This is a genomic window from Citrobacter braakii, assembly GCF_009648935.1.
GTDB classification, from domain to species: domain Bacteria; phylum Pseudomonadota; class Gammaproteobacteria; order Enterobacterales; family Enterobacteriaceae; genus Citrobacter; species Citrobacter braakii.
Map to the genome: position 1 here is coordinate 1,008,269 of NZ_CP045771.1, position 17,320 is coordinate 1,025,588.

Annotated in this window: 16 protein-coding genes; 10 read left to right on the plus strand and 6 right to left on the minus strand. The window is 53.0% G+C overall.

What is annotated here, in order from left to right; translation table 11 throughout:
- Positions 1–164: 164 nt before the first annotated feature.
- Both GFC06_RS04625 and GFC06_RS04630 read left to right on the plus strand, forming a co-directional pair.
- Positions 165–1,784 carry an alpha-glucoside-specific PTS transporter subunit IIBC gene (locus GFC06_RS04625; RefSeq protein WP_153689870.1) on the plus strand — a complete coding sequence of 540 codons (1,620 nt, stop codon included), beginning with the start codon at positions 165–167 and terminating at the stop codon, positions 1,782–1,784.
- On the plus strand, positions 1,781–3,103 hold the full coding sequence (locus GFC06_RS04630) for a 6-phospho-alpha-glucosidase (protein ID WP_019078008.1): 1,323 nt from the start codon (positions 1,781–1,783) through the stop codon (positions 3,101–3,103). Before GFC06_RS04625 ends, GFC06_RS04630 begins: the two co-directional genes overlap by 4 nt.
- Here the strand turns inward: GFC06_RS04630 and GFC06_RS04635 are convergent.
- A complete protein-coding gene (locus GFC06_RS04635; RefSeq protein ID WP_153689871.1) occupies positions 3,100–3,993 on the minus strand; it encodes an AraC family transcriptional regulator in 894 nt (297 codons plus the stop codon). The genes GFC06_RS04630 and GFC06_RS04635 overlap by 4 nt on opposite strands.
- A 167-nt stretch (positions 3,994–4,160) precedes the next feature.
- On the opposite strand from GFC06_RS04635, the gene GFC06_RS04640 reads away from it, so the two are divergent.
- From GFC06_RS04640 to GFC06_RS04660, 5 genes are all read left to right on the plus strand, one after another.
- Positions 4,161–5,876 carry a solute:sodium symporter family transporter gene (locus GFC06_RS04640; protein WP_029139707.1) on the plus strand — a complete coding sequence of 572 codons (1,716 nt, stop codon included), beginning with the start codon at positions 4,161–4,163 and terminating at the stop codon, positions 5,874–5,876.
- On the plus strand, positions 5,873–7,366 hold the full coding sequence (locus GFC06_RS04645) for a sulfatase-like hydrolase/transferase (RefSeq protein WP_153689872.1): 1,494 nt from the start codon (positions 5,873–5,875) through the stop codon (positions 7,364–7,366). Before GFC06_RS04640 ends, GFC06_RS04645 begins: the two co-directional genes overlap by 4 nt.
- A gap of 98 nt (positions 7,367–7,464) precedes the next feature.
- Positions 7,465–7,812, plus strand: coding sequence for a YidH family protein (locus GFC06_RS04650; protein WP_047415689.1), 348 nt, complete (start codon positions 7,465–7,467; stop codon positions 7,810–7,812).
- A complete protein-coding gene (locus GFC06_RS04655) occupies positions 7,802–8,164 on the plus strand; it encodes a DUF202 domain-containing protein (protein WP_016155058.1) in 363 nt (120 codons plus the stop codon). Before GFC06_RS04650 ends, GFC06_RS04655 begins: the two co-directional genes overlap by 11 nt.
- Entirely contained in the window at positions 8,161–9,273 is a 1,113-nt protein-coding gene (locus GFC06_RS04660; protein ID WP_194831211.1) for an anaerobic sulfatase maturase, read from the plus strand. The genes GFC06_RS04655 and GFC06_RS04660 overlap by 4 nt, the downstream gene beginning before the upstream one ends.
- 12 nt (positions 9,274–9,285) lie before the next feature.
- Here GFC06_RS04660 and dsdA read toward each other — a convergent pair whose 3' ends face one another.
- A complete protein-coding gene (dsdA, locus tag GFC06_RS04665; protein WP_153689874.1) occupies positions 9,286–10,608 on the minus strand; it encodes a D-serine ammonia-lyase in 1,323 nt (440 codons plus the stop codon).
- A gap of 17 nt (positions 10,609–10,625) precedes the next feature.
- Positions 10,626–11,963, minus strand: a complete 1,338-nt coding sequence (gene dsdX / locus GFC06_RS04670) for a D-serine transporter DsdX (RefSeq protein ID WP_016157809.1) — start codon at positions 11,961–11,963, stop codon at positions 10,626–10,628.
- Between the two features lie 229 nt (positions 11,964–12,192).
- Here dsdX and dsdC point away from each other — a divergent pair, with 229 nt between their 5' ends.
- Both dsdC and GFC06_RS04680 read left to right on the plus strand, forming a co-directional pair.
- Positions 12,193–13,119, plus strand: coding sequence for a DNA-binding transcriptional regulator DsdC (gene dsdC / locus GFC06_RS04675; RefSeq protein ID WP_016155054.1), 927 nt, complete (start codon positions 12,193–12,195; stop codon positions 13,117–13,119).
- A gap of 78 nt (positions 13,120–13,197) precedes the next feature.
- Entirely contained in the window at positions 13,198–14,280 is a 1,083-nt protein-coding gene (locus GFC06_RS04680) for a cellulase family glycosylhydrolase (protein ID WP_153689875.1), read from the plus strand.
- On the opposite strand, the gene emrD is transcribed toward GFC06_RS04680, so the two are convergent.
- The 3 genes from emrD to tisB form a co-directional block, all read right to left on the minus strand.
- The gene (gene emrD / locus GFC06_RS04685; RefSeq protein WP_046276195.1) at positions 14,207–15,391 is read right to left on the minus strand and encodes a multidrug efflux MFS transporter EmrD; all 1,185 of its coding nucleotides are present in this window, start codon (positions 15,389–15,391) and stop codon (positions 14,207–14,209) included. The two genes, GFC06_RS04680 and emrD, sit on opposite strands and share 74 nt — an antisense overlap.
- A 193-nt stretch (positions 15,392–15,584) precedes the next feature.
- A complete protein-coding gene (locus tag GFC06_RS04690; protein WP_016157806.1) occupies positions 15,585–16,418 on the minus strand; it encodes a DMT family transporter in 834 nt (277 codons plus the stop codon).
- A 123-nt stretch (positions 16,419–16,541) separates the two neighbouring features.
- Complete coding sequence (gene tisB / locus GFC06_RS04695) at positions 16,542–16,631, minus strand: type I toxin-antitoxin system toxin TisB (protein ID WP_003023909.1); 90 nt, start codon at positions 16,629–16,631, stop codon at positions 16,542–16,544.
- Positions 16,632–17,153: 522 nt separating this feature from the next.
- On the opposite strand from tisB, the gene ivbL reads away from it, so the two are divergent.
- Positions 17,154–17,252 carry an ilvB operon leader peptide IvbL gene (ivbL, locus tag GFC06_RS04700; protein ID WP_003827118.1) on the plus strand — a complete coding sequence of 33 codons (99 nt, stop codon included), beginning with the start codon at positions 17,154–17,156 and terminating at the stop codon, positions 17,250–17,252.
- Positions 17,253–17,320 lie beyond the last annotated feature (68 nt).

Genomic DNA, 17,320 nt, shown 5'->3' on the forward strand with positions numbered 1-17,320 from the left:
ACGTAAAAAGTAGACCTCATTGCCGAAATTAAAACCATGAAAGCGATCACGAATCGCAGCGGCATGCCATGTCTGAAGGATCGCAACTTTCTATTCTCGTATCAGGCCAGCAATCACTACAAAAAAGGCCTCTCCCCTACTGGTTGTTATATGAGGATGTGAAAATGCTCAGTCAAATACAACGCTTTGGCGGCGCGATGTTCACCCCGGTGCTGCTGTTTCCCTTTGCCGGTATCGTCGTCGGTATCGCTATTATGCTGCGCAACCCGCTGTTTGTGGGTGAAGCGCTTACCGATCCCAACAGTTTGTTCGCACAAATCGTTCATATCATCGAAGAAGGTGGCTGGACGGTATTTCGCAATATGCCGCTGATTTTCGCCGTTGGTCTGCCGATCGGTCTGGCGAAACAGGCTCAGGGGCGCGCTTGTCTGGCGGTACTGGTCAGCTTTCTTACGTGGAATTACTTCATCAATGCCATGGGCATGACCTGGGGAGATTTCTTCGGCGTGGATTTTAGCGCAGACCCGACAGCAGGTAGCGGCTTAACGATGATGGCCGGGATTAAAACACTTGATACCAGCATTATCGGCGCCATTGTCATTTCCGGTATTGTTACTGCCTTGCATAACCGTTATTTCGACAAACCCTTGCCAGTATTTCTCGGTATTTTTCAGGGAACATCGTTTGTGGTGATCATTGCCTTCCTGGTGATGATCCCCTGTGCCTGGCTGACGCTGCTGGGTTGGCCAAAGGTGCAGATGGGGATTGAATCTCTGCAAGCTTTTCTGCGTTCTGCGGGTGCGCTGGGGGTATGGGTTTATACCTTCCTTGAGCGTATTTTGATTCCGACCGGGCTGCATCACTTCGTCTATGGTCCATTTATCTTCGGCCCTGCGGCGGTGGAAGGCGGCATCCAGGTCTACTGGGCGCAGCACTTGCAGGAATTCAGCCAAAGCACAGAGTCGCTGAAAACGCTGTTCCCGGAAGGGGGTTTTGCTCTGCACGGCAATTCGAAAATCTTTGGCTCATTAGGTATTGCTCTGGCGCTTTACTTCACTGCCTCTCCGGAAAACCGGGTGAAGGTGGCGGGATTATTGATCCCCGCTACGCTAACGGCTGTGTTGGTTGGGATTACCGAACCGCTGGAGTTCACCTTCCTGTTTATCTCACCCTTGCTGTTTGCGGTACACGCCGTGCTGGCGGCCTCCATGGCAACGGTGATGTATCTCTGTGGGGTGGTAGGCAATATGGGCGGCGGCCTGCTTGATCAGTTCTTGCCGCAAAACTGGATCCCGATGTTCCACAACCATGCCGGAATGATGTTCACCCAGATAGCGATTGGCCTGGCCTTTACTGCACTCTATTTTGCCATCTTCCGCGCGCTGATCCTGCGTTTCAACCTGAAAACGCCGGGCCGGGAAGACAGCGAAATCAAACTCTACACCAAAGCTGACTATAAAGCCGCGCGTGGGCAAACCACCGCTGCTGCGCCAGACACCAACCTGGGGCAGGCGGCCGGTTTTCTGCAAGCGTTAGGCGGCGCAGGCAATATCGAAAGTATTAATAACTGCGCCACTCGCCTGCGGATTGCGCTTCACGACATGGCGAAAACGCAAAGCGATGACGTCTTCAAAGCGCTGGGTGCACACGGTGTTGTGCGTCGCGGCAATGGTATTCAGGTCATTGTTGGTTTACACGTCCCTCAGGTACGCGACCAGCTCGAAACGCTAATGAAATCTACTTTATCAAACGAACAGATCCCCATGACGGAGGCAGTATCATGAAAAAATTCTCAGTGGTTATCGCAGGTGGTGGTAGTACCTTTACGCCGGGCATCGTGCTGATGTTGCTGGCAAATCAGGACCGTTTCCCGCTTCGTGCGCTGAAATTTTATGACAACGATGGCGCGCGTCAGGAGGTGATTGCCGAGGCGTGTAAAATCATCCTCAAAGAGCAGGCGCCGGAGATAGAGTTTAGTTACACCACCGATCCCAAAACTGCGTTTACCGATGTTGATTTCGTGATGGCACATATCCGCGTGGGTAAATACCCAATGCGTGAACAAGACGAGAAAATCCCATTACGTCACGGGGTGTTAGGCCAGGAAACCTGTGGGCCGGGCGGGATTGCCTACGGCATGCGATCTATTGGCGGTGTGCTGGAACTGGTGGATTATATGGAAAAATATTCACCAAACGCCTGGATGCTTAACTACTCTAACCCGGCGGCAATTGTGGCTGAAGCCACGCGTAGACTGCGTCCAAATGCGAAAATCCTCAATATTTGCGATATGCCCATCGGTATTGAAGGACGGATGGCGCAGATTGTCGGCCTTAAAGATCGTAAACAGATGCGCGTGCGCTACTACGGGCTGAACCACTTTGGCTGGTGGACATCAATTGAAGATCTCCAGGGTAACGATTTGATGCCGAAGCTGCGTGAATACGTGGCGAAGCATGGTTATGTGCCGCCATCGAACGACCCGCATACGGAGGCGAGCTGGAACGATACCTTCGCTAAGGCGAAGGATGTGCAGGCGCTGGATCCGGACACCATGCCAAATACCTACCTGAAATACTATCTGTTCCCGGATTACGTGGTCCAGCACTCCAATCCGCAGCGTACCCGTGCCAACGAGGTTATGGATCACCGCGAAAAACAGGTGTTCGGTTCCTGCCGGGCCATTATTGAGGCGGGCCATTCTGCGGCCGGTGAACTGGAGATTGACGAACATGCTTCCTACATTGTCGATCTGGCGGCGGCCATCGCCTTTAACACTCAGGAGCGGATGCTGCTGATTGTGCCAAATAATGGTGCGATTCATAACTTTGATGATGAAGCGATGGTCGAGATCCCATGCCTGGTGGGGCATAACGGCCCGGAGCCGCTGACGGTGGGGGATATCCCGCAGTTCCAGAAAGGGTTGATGAGCCAGCAGGTGGCGGTTGAGAAGCTGGTGGTCGATGCCTGGGAACACCGCTCTTACCAGCGTTTGTGGCAGGCTATCACCCTGTCGAAAACCGTGCCGAGTGCGTCTGTAGCTAAAGCGATTCTGGATGATTTGATCGACGCTAACAAAGAGTACTGGCCGGAACTGCGCTAACCCAGTTGACCGGCATCCTCTGGGTGCCGGTCCGCATGTTTCAATACCGCCGACGGCGCATAGCCAAATTTGTGTTTAAACGCCTTGCTGAAATGAAACGAGTCAAAGAAGTTAAGTATATCAGCGACCTGCCCGACCGTATTTCCCTCCTGCTTTAGCAGCGACAGCGCCAGTTCCAGCCGCGCATCCAGATAGTATTCTTTCGGTGTTTTTCCGGTATAGCGTAAAAAAAGACGACGTAGCCAGGCTTCGCTACAGGGGATAGTGGCTGCCATATCCGCCACGCTCCACCGTTTTTGTAGACTGGCATGTAGAGTGGCAATCAGTTTTTCAATCTGTATTCGCTGTGGGTCTTTTTTACCTTCGGCGTAAATAAGACAAATCCATTGATAAATTATTTTTGTGAGAAAGGCGACTGCCAGATTATTTTTTATTGAGTCTGGGGATGTAATTAATCGCGAAACTTCGGTCAGCTCCTGATTATAAATATCACCATTATAAATAATGCTTTGTTGTCGTAGCGGAATATCCATTACGCTGGTTGGTATGAATTCCATCCAGTATTGTTCCCATACCAATCCTTCACAGTGATAAGACTGTATATCGGTTGGTTTTAAAAAGATTATACAGTTTCCGGTAAGCGTGATTTGTTCACCGCCTTTAAGAAGGATTTTTCCACAGCCCTGGACGGTGTAGACCGCAACCCATGAATTAGCAATCAGCGGTTTTTTCTTATCACGTGGCCAAATAACCCGATAATGTTCGTCGGCATAGGTGTGCCACAGCGAGATCAATGAAATCCCGCTGGAGATCACACTTTCATGAATCAACAGGGGAATATTGTACGTAGTTTCGTTTTTTACATGCGAACTTTGCATCTTTCCATTCATTTTAATTTCCCACCGGAGAATTATGCCCACAACCTGAACTTAACAGAAAAAATCTGTTCAGGTATATGACGTTTTTATTTTAAGAAATCTGACTGCCTGACCCGGCGCACATTACCTTGCATTCCCCCTACAGCTGCCGGGACATAATGAAAAATAAGGGCTATGAGATGAATACGCTACAAATTCTGAGCTTTGTGGGCTTTACGCTGCTGGTGGCGCTAATCACCTGGTGGAAGGTACGGAAAACGGATACCGGATCGCAACAAGGGTATTTTCTTGCCGGGCGTTCATTGAAAGCGCCGGTGATTGCCGCGTCATTGATGTTAACTAACCTTTCAACCGAACAGTTGGTTGGTCTGTCTGGTCAGGCTTACAAAAGCGGAATGTCGGTTATGGGTTGGGAAGTCACCTCTGCGGTGACGCTTATCTTTCTGGCGCTGATTTTTCTACCTCGCTATCTGCAACGTGGTATCGCTACGATCCCAGATTTTCTGGAAGAGCGTTACGATAAAACCACGCGAATCATTATCGATTTTTGCTTTCTTATTGCCACTGGCGTCTGCTTCCTGCCGATTGTGCTTTATTCAGGGGCGCTGGCGCTGAATAGCCTTTTTCACATCGGTGAATCGCTGAATATTTCTCAGGGCGCAGCAATCTGGTTACTGGTTATTTTGCTGGGCCTTGCCGGGATTATTTATGCGGTGATCGGCGGTTTACGTGCGATGGCGGTGGCCGATTCTATCAATGGTATAGGGCTGGTGATTGGTGGATTGATGGTCCCCGTGTTCGGCCTGATTGCGATGGGAAAAGGCAGTTTTTTACAAGGTGTTGAGCAACTGACCACCGTACATGCGGAGAAATTAAACTCAATTGGTGGAGCGAACGATCCGCTGCCGATAGGTGCAGCCTTTACCGGTTTGATTCTGGTGAATACCTTCTACTGGTGTACTAATCAGGGCATCGTACAACGTACGCTGGCTTCCAAAAGCCTCGCCGAAGGGCAGAAAGGAGCATTGCTCACAGCGGTATTGAAAATGCTCGATCCACTGGTGCTGGTATTACCAGGTTTAATTGCTTTTCATCTATACCAGGATCTGCCAAAGGCGGATATGGCATATCCGACACTGGTAAATAACGTGCTTCCTGTCCCTTTGGTGGGGTTTTTCGGTGCCGTTTTATTCGGCGCGGTAATCAGTACATTCAATGGATTTTTAAACAGCGCCAGTACCTTATTTAGCATGGGAATATATCGGCGGATTATTAATCAACACGCCCAACCGGAACAGCTGGTTCGGGTTGGGCGTAAGTTCGGATTCTTTATCGCGGTAATTTCCGTGCTGGTAGCACCGTGGATCGCTAATGCACCGGAAGGACTCTACAGCTGGATGAAACAGCTCAACGGTATTTATAACGTGCCGTTGGTGACCATCATCATCATGGGATTCTTTTTCCCGCGCATTCCTGCGCTGGCAGCGAAAGTCGCTATGGGACTCGGTATCGTCAGCTACATCACCATTAATTATCTGGTGAAGTTCGACTTTCACTTCCTTTACGTACTGGCCTGTACCTTCTGCATCAACGTGGTGGTGATGCTGGTTATCGGCATTATCAAGCCGCGTGCGACGCCGTTTAAATTCCATGATGCTTTTGCGGTAGACATGAAGCCGTGGAAAAACGCCAAACTTGCCTCTGTCGGTATCCTGACCGCGATGCTCGGCGTCTATGCTGGACTGGCGCAGTTTGGAGGGTACAACACCCAATGGCTGACGATTCTCTGCTACTCAATTACGGCGGCAGTGATGATGTATTTAATTTACAGCACCTGGCAGACGCGTCGTTTGGCCACTGCACTTTCTGTCTCTGACGCTAAGGATAAAGCATGACCCGCCCTAATTTCCTGTTCATTATGACTGATACTCAGGCGACCAATATGGTCGGCTGTTATAGTGGTAAGTCGCTGAATACCAATAACATTGATAGCCTGGCGGCGGAAGGTATTCGCTTCAATTCTGCTTATACCTGCTCACCGGTGTGCACTCCGGCCCGCGCTGGGCTGTTTACCGGGATTTATGCCAACCAGTCCGGCCCGTGGACCAATAACGTCGCGCCGGGGAAAAATATCTCCACCATGGGACGCTATTTTAAGGATGCGGGCTATCACACCTGCTACATCGGCAAGTGGCATCTCGACGGGCACGATTACTTTGGTACCGGCGAGTGCCCGCCCGAATGGGATGCTGACTACTGGTATGACGGGGCAAATTACCTCGCGGAACTGACGGACAAAGAGATCGGTTTGTGGCGTAACGGTCTGAACAGCGTGGAGGATTTGCTGGCTAACAATATCAATGAAACCTTTACCTGGGCGCACCGCATCAGTAACCGGGCGATTGATTTCCTCCGCCACCCTGCACGTGATGAAGAACCCTTCCTGATGGTAGTTTCCTACGACGAGCCGCATCACCCGTTTACCTGTCCCGTGGAGTATCTGCAGAAATATCAGGATTTTTATTATGACCTGGGGATGAAGGCGCACGACTCTTTGAGTAACAAACCTGAACATCATCGTCTTTGGTCTGAAGCGATGCCTTCGCCGGTAGGTGATGATGGGCGCTATCACCATCCGCTCTATTTTGCCTGCAACGACTTTGTCGATGACCAGATTGGCCGGGTTATTAATACCTTAACGCCCGTGCAGCGGGACAACACCTGGGTCATTTACACCTCCGATCATGGCGAGATGATGGGGGCGCATAAGCTCATCAGTAAGGGGGCTGCGATGTATGACGACATCACGCGAATTCCGCTGATTATGCGCTCGCCTCAGGGAGAATCCATGCAGGTAGACACGCCGGTCAGCCATATCGATCTGCTGCCGACGATGATGGCGCTGGCGGGTATTGAGAAGCCACAAATCCTGCCGGGTGAAAACATCCTTACCGTTGAAAAACCACGCGGTGTGATGGTGGAGTTCAATCGTTATGAGATTGAACATGACAGTTTTGGCGGATTTATACCGGTACGTTGCTGGGTGACGGATGACTGGAAGCTGGTGCTGAACCTGTTTACCAGTGATGAGCTTTACGACAGACGAAACGATCCCGATGAGCTACACAACCAGATAGATTCTCCGCAATTAGCCGATGTTCGCTGCCAGATGCACGACGCGCTGCTGGACTATATGGATAAAATCCGCGATCCATTCCGCACCTATCATTGGAGTTTGCGTCCCTGGCGTCCTGACGCCGTACCGCGCTGGATGGGTGCTTTTCGCCCGCGCCCGCAAGACGGCTATTCTCCGGTGGTACGCGATTACGACACCGGTTTACCAACCCAGGGCGTAAAAGTGGAGGAGAAAAAGCAGAAGTTCTGACTACAATGCCAATTGGCGCAGATACTCATATTTGCACTTACCTGTCGGCCGGATAAGGCATTAGCCGCCATCCGGCAATGACAGCCAGAGGAGTTTGAATGAAAATTTCCCGCCTTGGAGAAGCCCCGGATTACCGCTTCTCACTGGCAAATGAGCGTACCTTTCTGGCGTGGATCCGTACCGCGCTGGGGTTTCTGGCGGCGGGGGTTGGTCTCGACCAACTGGCTCCGGATTTTGCCACGCCGGTAATTCGTGAGCTTTTGGCGCTGTTGCTGTGCCTGTTTGCCGGTAGCTTGGCGATTTATGGCTACCTGCGCTGGCTGCGTAATGAGAGGGCGATGCGCCTGAAAGAGGATTTGCCCTATACCCATAGCCTGTTAATCATCAGTCTGATTTTGTTTATTGTCGCGGTGATTGTCATGGGACTGGTGCTGTATGCCGGATAGCCGTAAGTCGCGACGTATCGCCGATCCGGGGTTACAACCGGAGCGAACATCGCTGGCCTGGTTTCGTACGCTTCTGGGTTATGGCGCGCTAATGGCGTTGGCGCTGAAGCACAACTGGCATCAGGCGGGCTTCCTGTTTTGGGTTTCAATTGTGGTGCTGGCGCTGGTGGCAATCGTTCTGTGGCGCTATACCCGCAGCCGTAATCTGATGGATGTTACGCATAGCGATTTTTCTGAATCTCGCGCGGTGCGTGACAAATTTATGATCTCCCTCGCGGTGTTATCCCTCGCAATACTGTTTGCTGTAACGCATGTCCGCCAACTTATTGCGTTTATCGGGAATTTAGCATGACAGGATGTCAGGTCATGGCCAAACCAGCCAGCTCTCGTTGTAACCTGGATTGTCGTTACTGTTTTTACATCGATAAACCCACTCAACCCGAAATGGATGACGCCACCTTAGAGACGTTTATTCGTCAGCATATCACCGCACAGCCGGGGGCTGACGTGATGTTCGCCTGGCAGGGCGGAGAGCCAACCCTCTGTGGCATCGACTTTTTCCGCCGCGTAGTGACGTTGCAAAAACAGTACGGGGAAGGGAAGAAAATCCATAACGCGTTCCAGACCAACGGGATTTTGCTCAACGACGAATGGTGTCAGTTTTTGCACGATAACGGCTGGCTGGTGGGGATTTCGTTGGATGGCCCCGCCGAGTTGCACGATGCTTATCGTGTTAACCGCAGCGGAAAACCGACTCACCATAAGGTGGTGGACGCCATTGCCAGGCTCCGTAAGCATCAGGTGGAGTTCAATCTGCTGGTAGTGGTTAATTCTCTGAACAGCCAGCGACCAGGACAGATGTATCGCTACCTTCGCCAGCTTGGCACGCCTTTTTTGCAGTTCATTCCGCTGGTTGAATATGATGAAGACGGCGAGCTTACCGCCGAATCCGTCCCGCCTCAGGCGTGGGGAACCTTCCTGAATACCGTCTTTGATATCTGGGTCAGAGAGGATATTGGCCGCGTATTCGTCCAGTTATTTGATTCAACTCTGGGCGTATGGTGCGGACACCCGGCGCAGATGTGTTCGCTAAGCTCCACCTGCGGACATGCTTTTGCTCTGGAAGCGAATGGCGATTTATATCAGTGCGATCACTATGTCCACCCAGATTTTCGCTTGGGTAATATTCATCGCACGTCGTTGAGTGAGCTCAACGCCAGCCCGAGGGCAGCGGCGTTTGGTCAGTCCAAGAGAACCACGCTGAGCGCGGAATGCCAGGCGTGTTCGCTATTACGCTTTTGCCATGGTGATTGTCCAAAGCATCGCGACAGCAGTGGAAAGAGTGCGATTTGCGGCGGATACAGCGCTTTCTTCAATCATACCGCGCCGCATATGCGCGTGATGCGTGACCTTCTGAAGCAACATCGCTCACCGATGGAACTGATGGCGATGCTGCGTTAAGTTCAGCGGCGTTTAACGTCCTTTGGCCAGATACTGCGCCATTTCGGCTTCCGGCACCATGCCGCCGCCGGTCGCCCACACCAGGTGGGTGGCGTTATTGAGCTGCTCCGCGCTGAAGCCGTGCATTTGCTGATAGTCAGCAGAAGCGCAAACGTGCTGCGGACCGGCCATCCCGGCCAGCGCCGACGGCTCAAGGCGAATGCCTTCTTCCTGCGCCAGCCAGCCCAGCATGTCGTACATAGTCTGATCGTCCAGGGTGTACAGACCGTCGAGCAGACGTTCCATTGCCCGGCCAACAAAGCCGGACGCGCGGCCCACCGCCAGCCCATCTGCCGCTGTCAGGTTATCGATACCAATGTCCTGCACAGAAATCGTATCGTGCAGCCCGGTATAAATCCCCAGCAGCATGCACGGTGAATGGGTCGGTTCTGCGAAGAAACAGTGCACGTTATCGCCGAATGCCAGCTTCAGGCCAAACGCTACCCCGCCAGGCCCACCGCCGACGCCGCACGGCAGGTAAACAAACAGCGGATGGTCGGCATCCACCACGCGCCCCTGCTGCGCGAACTGCGCCTTCAGACGCTGGCCGGCGACCGCATAACCTAAAAACAACGTGCGGGAATTTTCATCATCGATAAAGAAACAGTTTGGATCGGACTGTGCCGCCTTACGGCCCTGCTCAACCGCCACGCCATAATCTTCTTCATACTCCACGACCGTCACGCCGTGGCTGCGCAGTTTGGCTTTTTTCCATGCGCGAGCGTCGGCAGACATATGAACCGTCACCTTAAAGCCGATACGGGCGCTCATAATGCCGATCGACATCCCAAGGTTGCCAGTGGAGCCTACGGCGATGCTGTACTGACTGAAGAACTGTTTAAACTCAGGCGAAAGCAGAATGCTGTAATCGTCTTGTGTGGTCAGCAGACCGGCATCCAGCGCCAGTTTTTCCGCGTGGGTTAGCACTTCATAAATACCGCCACGCGCTTTAATTGAGCCGGAAATCGGTAGATGGCTGTCTTTCTTCAGCAGGATTTCGCCGTTGATGCGCTGCCCATACTCTTTTTCCAGCCGCTTTTGCATCGCCGGGATCGCGGCCAGTTCGGATTCGATAATGCCGCCGGTGGCTGCGGTTTCCGGGAATGCCTGCGCCAGATACGGCGCGAAGCGCGTCAGACGAGCGTGGGCATCCTGAACATCGTGCTCTGTCAGGCCAACATACGGTAAACCTTCCGCAAGAGAGGTAGTGCCAGGGTTAAACCAGGTCGTCTCCTTGAGAGCGACCAGATCTTCCACTAAAGGATGCTGGGCGATAAGTGTTTGAATGTTTTCCATAGTCAGTCTCTTTGCGCTTAGATAATAAAGGAAAGCAGGAATGTGCAAACCAGTGCAATAACGGACGCGATAAATGTCGCGGTCGTATAATATTTGAACGTCTCATTTAGAGTGGCGCCGCAGTACTGCTTCACCAGCCAGAAGAGGGAATCGGTGACGATCGTGCAGCCAATCGCGCCGGAACCGATGGCAATGGCGATGATCTCCGGGCTAACGTTGGGGTAGAGCGGCAGCATCGGGGCCACGATTGCCGTCGCACCCATCATCGCCACCGTGGCAGAGCCCACCGCAGCATGCAGGATTAACGCCACCAGCCATGCCAGCAGAATCGGGTGCATATGCATGTTCGAGAGGATCAGCGCGAGGGTATCCGCCAGTCCGCTGCTCTTGAGGATAGCGTTGAATGCGCCGCCTGCGCCGATAATCAGCAAAATGTTAGCAATGGAGCCAAAACCGTTTTCGGTGTGGGTCAGCAGCGCACCCATGCCAATGTGCTGACGCAGGCCGAGAATGTAATAGGCCACGAAAACGGCAATAAACATCGCGGTGATCGGGTTACCAATAAACTCCAACAGCGTATAAACCGTGCTGCCTTTCGCCATGTTCAGCTCAGCGACGGTTTTTACCAGCATCAGGCCAATCGGCAGCAGTACGGTAAACAGCGTAGCGCCCAGCGATGGCAGCGTACTTTCGTCGCGCACCTTGAGGTCGGAAAACTCAGCCGGAACCGGTTTAAACGGCAGACGGTTACCGAGGAATTTCAGATACAGCGGACCGCCGATCAGCGAGGCCATTAAGCCCACCAGTAAGCCGTAGACAATCACGGTGCCAATGTCCGCGCCCAGCTTGTTCGCCACGAACAGGGCGGCTGGATGCGGCGGCACGACGCAGTGTACCGCCATCAGCGCTGTACATAACGGAATCGCCAGCTTCAGTAGCGAGGTATTGGTTTTTTTGGCAATTGAAAAGGCCAGAGGAATCAACAGCACTACGCCGACTTCAACAAACAGTGTGATCCCGCAAATCAGCCCGACCAGTACCATAATGACGTCAGCGGAAAGCCAGCGACAGCGCTGTAGCGTCAGGCCGATACGTTCGGCCGCGCCGGACACTTCCATCATTTTGCCAAGAATGGTCCCAAGGCCGATAACCGCGGCGAGGAAGCCCAGCGTACCGCCGATGCCACTCTCAATGGCATTGACCATATCCAGCGGCCCCATACCCATCATCGTGCCCACGAAGAAGCTGGCTAACAGCAGCGCCAGAAACGGGTGGAATTTGAACTTCACGATGGTCAAAACGATTAACACGATGCTTATCAGCAGCGTGCTCACAACCCAGATTTGAGAGTGCATAACTCACCTTGCCCTGTGATTAATATAGGGTTATTGGACAAAAATAAGGCATAGTCTGACAAACGATATAAATCCCCTTTCACATGAGCCAGATTGCATCAAGTAGGTGATTTGCGTCTAATTACGCTTTGTTTATGCGATATGGTTCACCTTGATTCATCTTTGTGCTGATTTTTGCAGCGAACTTTTTTACACTCCGGCGAATGAATCAGGAGGACAGGAGGTGAACATGGATCCCTTACGCGAGGTCAGAAATCGGCTGCTCAACGGCTGGCAGTTGTCAAAGCTGTATACCTTTGAAGTGGCGGCCCGGCACCAGTCGTTTGCGCTGGCGGCAGATGAGCTGTCACTAAGCCCCAGCGCTGTCAGCCATCGCATTAATCAGCTGGAAGATGAGCTGGGTATTCAGCTGTTTGTTCGTTCGCATCGTAAAGTGGAACTCACCCACGAGGGCAAGCGGGTGTTCTGGGCGCTGAAATCATCGCTGGATACGCTGAATCAGGAAATCCTTGATATTAAAAATCAGGAGTTGTCCGGGACCCTCACCGTCTACTCACGGCCTTCTATCGCTCAGTGCTGGCTGGTTCCGGCGCTCGGCGACTTTACCCGTCGCTATCCGTCGATTTCGCTGACCATGCTGACCGGGAACGACAACGTCAATCTGCAGCGTGCCGGGGTCGATCTGGCCATCTATTTTGACGACGCACCCTCCGCGCAGCTCACGCACCACTTCCTGATGGATGAAGAGATCCTGCCGGTATGCAGCCCGGACTACGCTCGCCGCCATGACCTTACCGGTTCGCTGGTGAATTTACCGCACTGTACGTTGCTGCATGACAGACAGGCGTGGAGTAACGACTCCGGGACCGATGAATGGCACAGTTGGGCGCAGCATTTTTCGGTGAATCTGCCGACATCGTCGGGAATTGGCTTCGATCGTTCTGATTTGGCGGTGATTGCGGCGATGAATCATATCGGCGTGGCGATGGGCCGAAAGCGGCTGGTGCAAAAACGCCTCGACAGTGGAGAGCTGGTTGCGCCTTTTGGCGATATGGCGCTGAAATGCCATCAGCACTACTACATCACCACCCTGCCAGGCAGACAGTGGCCGAAAATCGAGGCGTTTATTCGCTGGCTTCAGGAACAGGTTAAATAAGCAGGCCGCGAATATTTTTTACGCTTTCTCGCTACACGCAAAGTGAAAAAGCATGCTAAATACGTGATATCACTCCTGATGATTTGCGTAAGGACGACCGTGTTAAAGCCGATTGTTTCCCTTTTACTGTTAGCCAGCGCCACCGTGTGTGCCGCGCAACCTGTGCTGACTGCGGCGCAGTATGCGCAACAGCTTGGCGTTGGGATGGACGTAGACTGGGCGCGCACCGATCGGGGTATCCGTGAATTCGATCCGCTGGTGGTGCGGGATTACAAGGCGAAAGGGTTAACCCACGTGCGCATTCGCGTGGCGGGAGAGCCTACGGAGGCGCGGCTTATACATCTGCGCAAGCTGGTGGAAGCCTGCGAGCAGTATGGCGTGATCCCGATAATTGCCTATCAGGCTGACGAATATAAAAAAGATCCCAGTACCGGTAACGAAAAAGAGGTGGTTAACTGGTGGGTGGCGGTGGCGCATTACTTTGGTCAAAGCTCGCCGTTGCTGGGTTTCGACCTGATATACGAACCCTCTGATAAGCTCAACCATAATCAGGTATCGCTCAATCGGGTGTATGACAAAACCATTCGTACTGTCCATGCCATCGACCCGCAGCGGATGATTTTTATCGCGCCGCGACTACGCGCCGCGCCGGAAGATTTGCCTGACCTGAAACTGCCGCCGCAAAGTCAGAATACCGTGCTGGCTCAATGGCATATTTTTCCGTGGGGGCCGCTGAAAAATAATGGTAAATATCCGTGGACCTCAGGCACAGCGGCAGAAAAGGCCGCTATTCGCGCCCGTATCAATACCGCCATTCACTGGCAGCAGAAAACAGGTCATGTCAGTTGGGTGGGAGGCTGGTCGCCAGGAGAAACAATCAGGAACGCGCCTTCTGCCTCGCAAATGGCGTTTGCCCGATTTATGGCATGCGAACTGAAAAAAGCGAAAATTCCCTATGCTATCAATGCGGATACGCAGTTTTATGATGGCGAGGAAGGCGCCTGGCGTCCGGCGCTGGAGCCGTTACTGACGACGATGATCGTGCCTGAATGCGAAAAGCCCGGCGATAAGCCGGGCCATCATACGCTTAAACCGCCTGCCCCTGATGCGACACGCGTGACGCCAGCGGAAGCCAGCAAACAAAAATCAACAGTCCCATAAGGGTCATCAGCAGGCCCAGACTGGCTTGCCCGGTCTGCGGCAGCATTGCAGAGAACCACGCCAGCACGCCGGAACCAATATTCTGTAATCCCCCAACCAGCGCACCGGCAGTGCCTGCCAGGAATGGGAAAGGCTCCATTGCGCCACTGGTTGCCAGCGGAAACAGCATCCCGGCACCGAAGAAAAATAGTGCGGCGGGAATCAGCAGCGTCCAGACGTTCATCACGTCAAACAGGCCCGGGATCCACATCATTAAACCGGCTACCAGACAGCAGATAACCGACTGCCACATCAGCGTCGAGAAACGCTTATTCGGGCGACCGGCGAACCAGGCGCCGAAAAATGCCGCCGGGATGGGCAGAATAAACAGGATACTGACCACCATGCTGCTTAAACCGAGCCTTGCGCCCAACAATACCCCGGAGCAGGCCTCGAAGACTGCAACGCCCGCCAGGCCGCCGATCAGCATCAGCACGTAACAGGTGAAAGAACTGTTACCAAACAGCGTTTTATAGCTGGCGATAAGGCGTGGACGCGGTGCGCCCGCTGGACGCGTTTCCGGCATCCAGCGCGCCATGCTAAACGTGACGCCCGCGCACAGAACCAGCAGGAAAATGTAACAGGCGCGCCAGTTCCACAAGGTATCCAGCATGCCGCCAATCAGCGGGGCCAGCAGCGGACTCACCAGAATCCCCATGTTTAATAAACTATTCGCGTGGCGCAGCTGCGTGCCTTCGTACAGATCGCGCGGTAAGGTTCGCGCCATTACACCGCCGACGCCTGTGCCCATGCCCTGGATTGCACTGGCGATAATCAGTACCGTCAGGCTGTGGGTGGTAATCGCGACCAGCGTGGCCAGCATAAAAATAGACATTCCGGCGAGGATCACCGGACGGCGGCCAACGCGATCGGAAAGTGGGCCGTAAAACAGTTGTGACAGGCCGTAGGTCAGCAGGTAGGCGGCCATTACGCTTTGCACCGCTCCTTCGCGAACGTTCAGTTCACGCGCCATATCAGCAATCGCGGGGATATAAATGGTTTGCGCCATCTGACCTACCGCCACCAGTAATACCAACATCAACAACAAATTGACGCTTCTATGCCTTTTCATTTCGCTGATTACTTTTAAAAAAGAGAAAAAAGAAGAATAAGGTGCTGTACTTTCCCGTAAATGCGCGTGGAATCTACCACAAAAGAAAAAGAAGGCCAGATAGTGGGCTGGAATGTTTACGCGATGAACGGCAGGAAATGTAAACAAAAAGCGGCAACAAATGTTGCCGGATTGCATCGGCTTTACGGCGCGATCATGACAAGCGAAGTAAGACAGCGCCTACGGCAATACCGGCGGCCGCGACAAGGCGTATTCCGGCAACCTTTTCTTTCAGCAGCAGCCAGGCGAGCAGAGCGCCAAACAGAATGGAGGTTTCACGCAGCGCTGCGACCACCGCCAACGGAGCCTGGGTCATGGCCCACAGCGCCAGACCGTAAGAACCCATCGTGCCAATCCCGCCCAGAATACCTTTCTTCCACTGCTGTACCAGATAGCGCGATGCTTCCCGGCGCCGGGCGATCATCGCCCAGCCCAGCAGACAGGAACCGTTCAGAAAGAAGGTCCACAGCGTATAACCGAGCGCGGTTTCTGATAAGCGTACGCCGGTGCCATCAACCAGCGTGTAACCGGCGATAAAGCAGGCGTTAATGAGCGCCAGTACGATCCCGCGTTGTGAGCTGCTGCGTCCGTTAAATGCCATGCCGAGAATGGCCAGACAGATCGTAGCAATCCCCACCCAGGCAAACACAGACAGGCTATCGCCAAGGAACAAGACGCTGATAATCGCAACCAGCAGCGGTGCTGTCCCACGCATCAGAGGATAGGTCTGACTCATATCCGAAACCTGATAGGTTTTGGCGACCAGGACCGTATACACCACTTGCAACGCGGTTGAGACGGCCAAAAACGGCAGGCTGGCGGCGGAAGGCTGAGGCGCGAAGGGTAAGCAGATCAATGCCATAATCGCCGCGGAGCCGCTGACGCCAATCGCCGAGTACAGTTTATCGTTTCCAGCTTTAACAATGGCATTCCAACTGGCATGCAGCAGCGCGGCAAACAGCAAAATGCAGAAAACAGAAAGCGTCATGGTGGCGTTCTTCCCTGAGAATGTCATAAAAACGTAACATATTGGCGCGAGACAAGCACCAGGGAGAAGGTGAAAGGGGAGCGGAGTGTTACCCGCTCCCCTTAGGTGCGACTTGAATCCGAATTACTTAACGTATTTCAGAACGGCATCAAGTAGTTGCAGTGCTGCAACAATGAGTTTGAGGATAAGAATAGCGATATCCACGAGGCTCATACGCTCTCCTTTTGGTACAAGGAGCACGGTGCTGACGTACCTCGCCGCTGCCTGTTGCCAGCACCTTTGTTGACATAACACAGTGTGCTCACACGGGGGTTAAGGCGCTGACGGCACCACCCGTTTCAGCCAGGACTTTGATGCGCCGGTTTACGATGCGGCCCCCGCATAACACATTGCGTACCGAGACATTATAGATAAGTACTGTATAAATTAACAGTATTTTATAGACATTGTGCCATTCATGTTCCATACTCAAAACCATCAAAATTCGTGCCGAAATTGCGTGTTCTTCGCAGAACGCGTATACTTTTTCCGTTGACATAACACAGTGTGTTCGGCGGCTACCAACCGCACAGCGCTGAAAAAAACCTCGCTCCGGCGGGGTTTTTTGTTTTCCGACTCTGCACAGCGAAATGTGATCGTTGACGCATTTTTATGCAGATGAAAAATTTTCCATTGTCACGCTGAAAAACCTGTGTTTGTATAAATCCAGTTAATCAACAAACAGACAGGTCCCTAATGAACCCTTCCATGCTGACTGCGACCCTACTAAAAACTGCGCCATCTCGCGCAGCGGTCGTCGTGCGTGTGGTGGTGGTCGTCGGCAATGCGCCGTAGGGTCCGGATCAACACACGATTCCAAAACCCCGCCGGCGCAAACCGGGCGGGGTTTTTCGTTTAAGAGA

Excerpts from the sequence above, each read along its gene's own strand:
- GFC06_RS04625 (WP_153689870.1), top strand. The coding sequence starts at position 165 with ATGCTCAGTCAAATACAACGCTTTGGCGGCGCGATGTTCACCCCGGTG.
- GFC06_RS04630 (WP_019078008.1), top strand. The coding sequence starts at position 1,781 with ATGAAAAAATTCTCAGTGGTTATCGCAGGTGGTGGTAGTACCTTTACG.
- GFC06_RS04635 (WP_153689871.1), bottom strand. The coding sequence starts at position 3,993 with ATGAATGGAAAGATGCAAAGTTCGCATGTAAAAAACGAAACTACGTAC.
- GFC06_RS04640 (WP_029139707.1), top strand. The coding sequence starts at position 4,161 with ATGAATACGCTACAAATTCTGAGCTTTGTGGGCTTTACGCTGCTGGTG.
- GFC06_RS04645 (WP_153689872.1), top strand. The coding sequence starts at position 5,873 with ATGACCCGCCCTAATTTCCTGTTCATTATGACTGATACTCAGGCGACC.
- GFC06_RS04650 (WP_047415689.1), top strand. The coding sequence starts at position 7,465 with ATGAAAATTTCCCGCCTTGGAGAAGCCCCGGATTACCGCTTCTCACTG.
- GFC06_RS04655 (WP_016155058.1), top strand. The coding sequence starts at position 7,802 with ATGCCGGATAGCCGTAAGTCGCGACGTATCGCCGATCCGGGGTTACAA.
- GFC06_RS04660 (WP_194831211.1), top strand. The coding sequence starts at position 8,161 with ATGACAGGATGTCAGGTCATGGCCAAACCAGCCAGCTCTCGTTGTAAC.
- dsdA (WP_153689874.1), bottom strand. The coding sequence starts at position 10,608 with ATGGAAAACATTCAAACACTTATCGCCCAGCATCCTTTAGTGGAAGAT.
- dsdX (WP_016157809.1), bottom strand. The coding sequence starts at position 11,963 with ATGCACTCTCAAATCTGGGTTGTGAGCACGCTGCTGATAAGCATCGTG.
- dsdC (WP_016155054.1), top strand. The coding sequence starts at position 12,193 with ATGGATCCCTTACGCGAGGTCAGAAATCGGCTGCTCAACGGCTGGCAG.
- GFC06_RS04680 (WP_153689875.1), top strand. The coding sequence starts at position 13,198 with ATGATTTGCGTAAGGACGACCGTGTTAAAGCCGATTGTTTCCCTTTTA.
- emrD (WP_046276195.1), bottom strand. The coding sequence starts at position 15,391 with ATGAAAAGGCATAGAAGCGTCAATTTGTTGTTGATGTTGGTATTACTG.
- GFC06_RS04690 (WP_016157806.1), bottom strand. The coding sequence starts at position 16,418 with ATGACGCTTTCTGTTTTCTGCATTTTGCTGTTTGCCGCGCTGCTGCAT.
- tisB (WP_003023909.1), bottom strand. The coding sequence starts at position 16,631 with ATGAGCCTCGTGGATATCGCTATTCTTATCCTCAAACTCATTGTTGCA.
- ivbL (WP_003827118.1), top strand. The coding sequence starts at position 17,154 with ATGAACCCTTCCATGCTGACTGCGACCCTACTAAAAACTGCGCCATCT.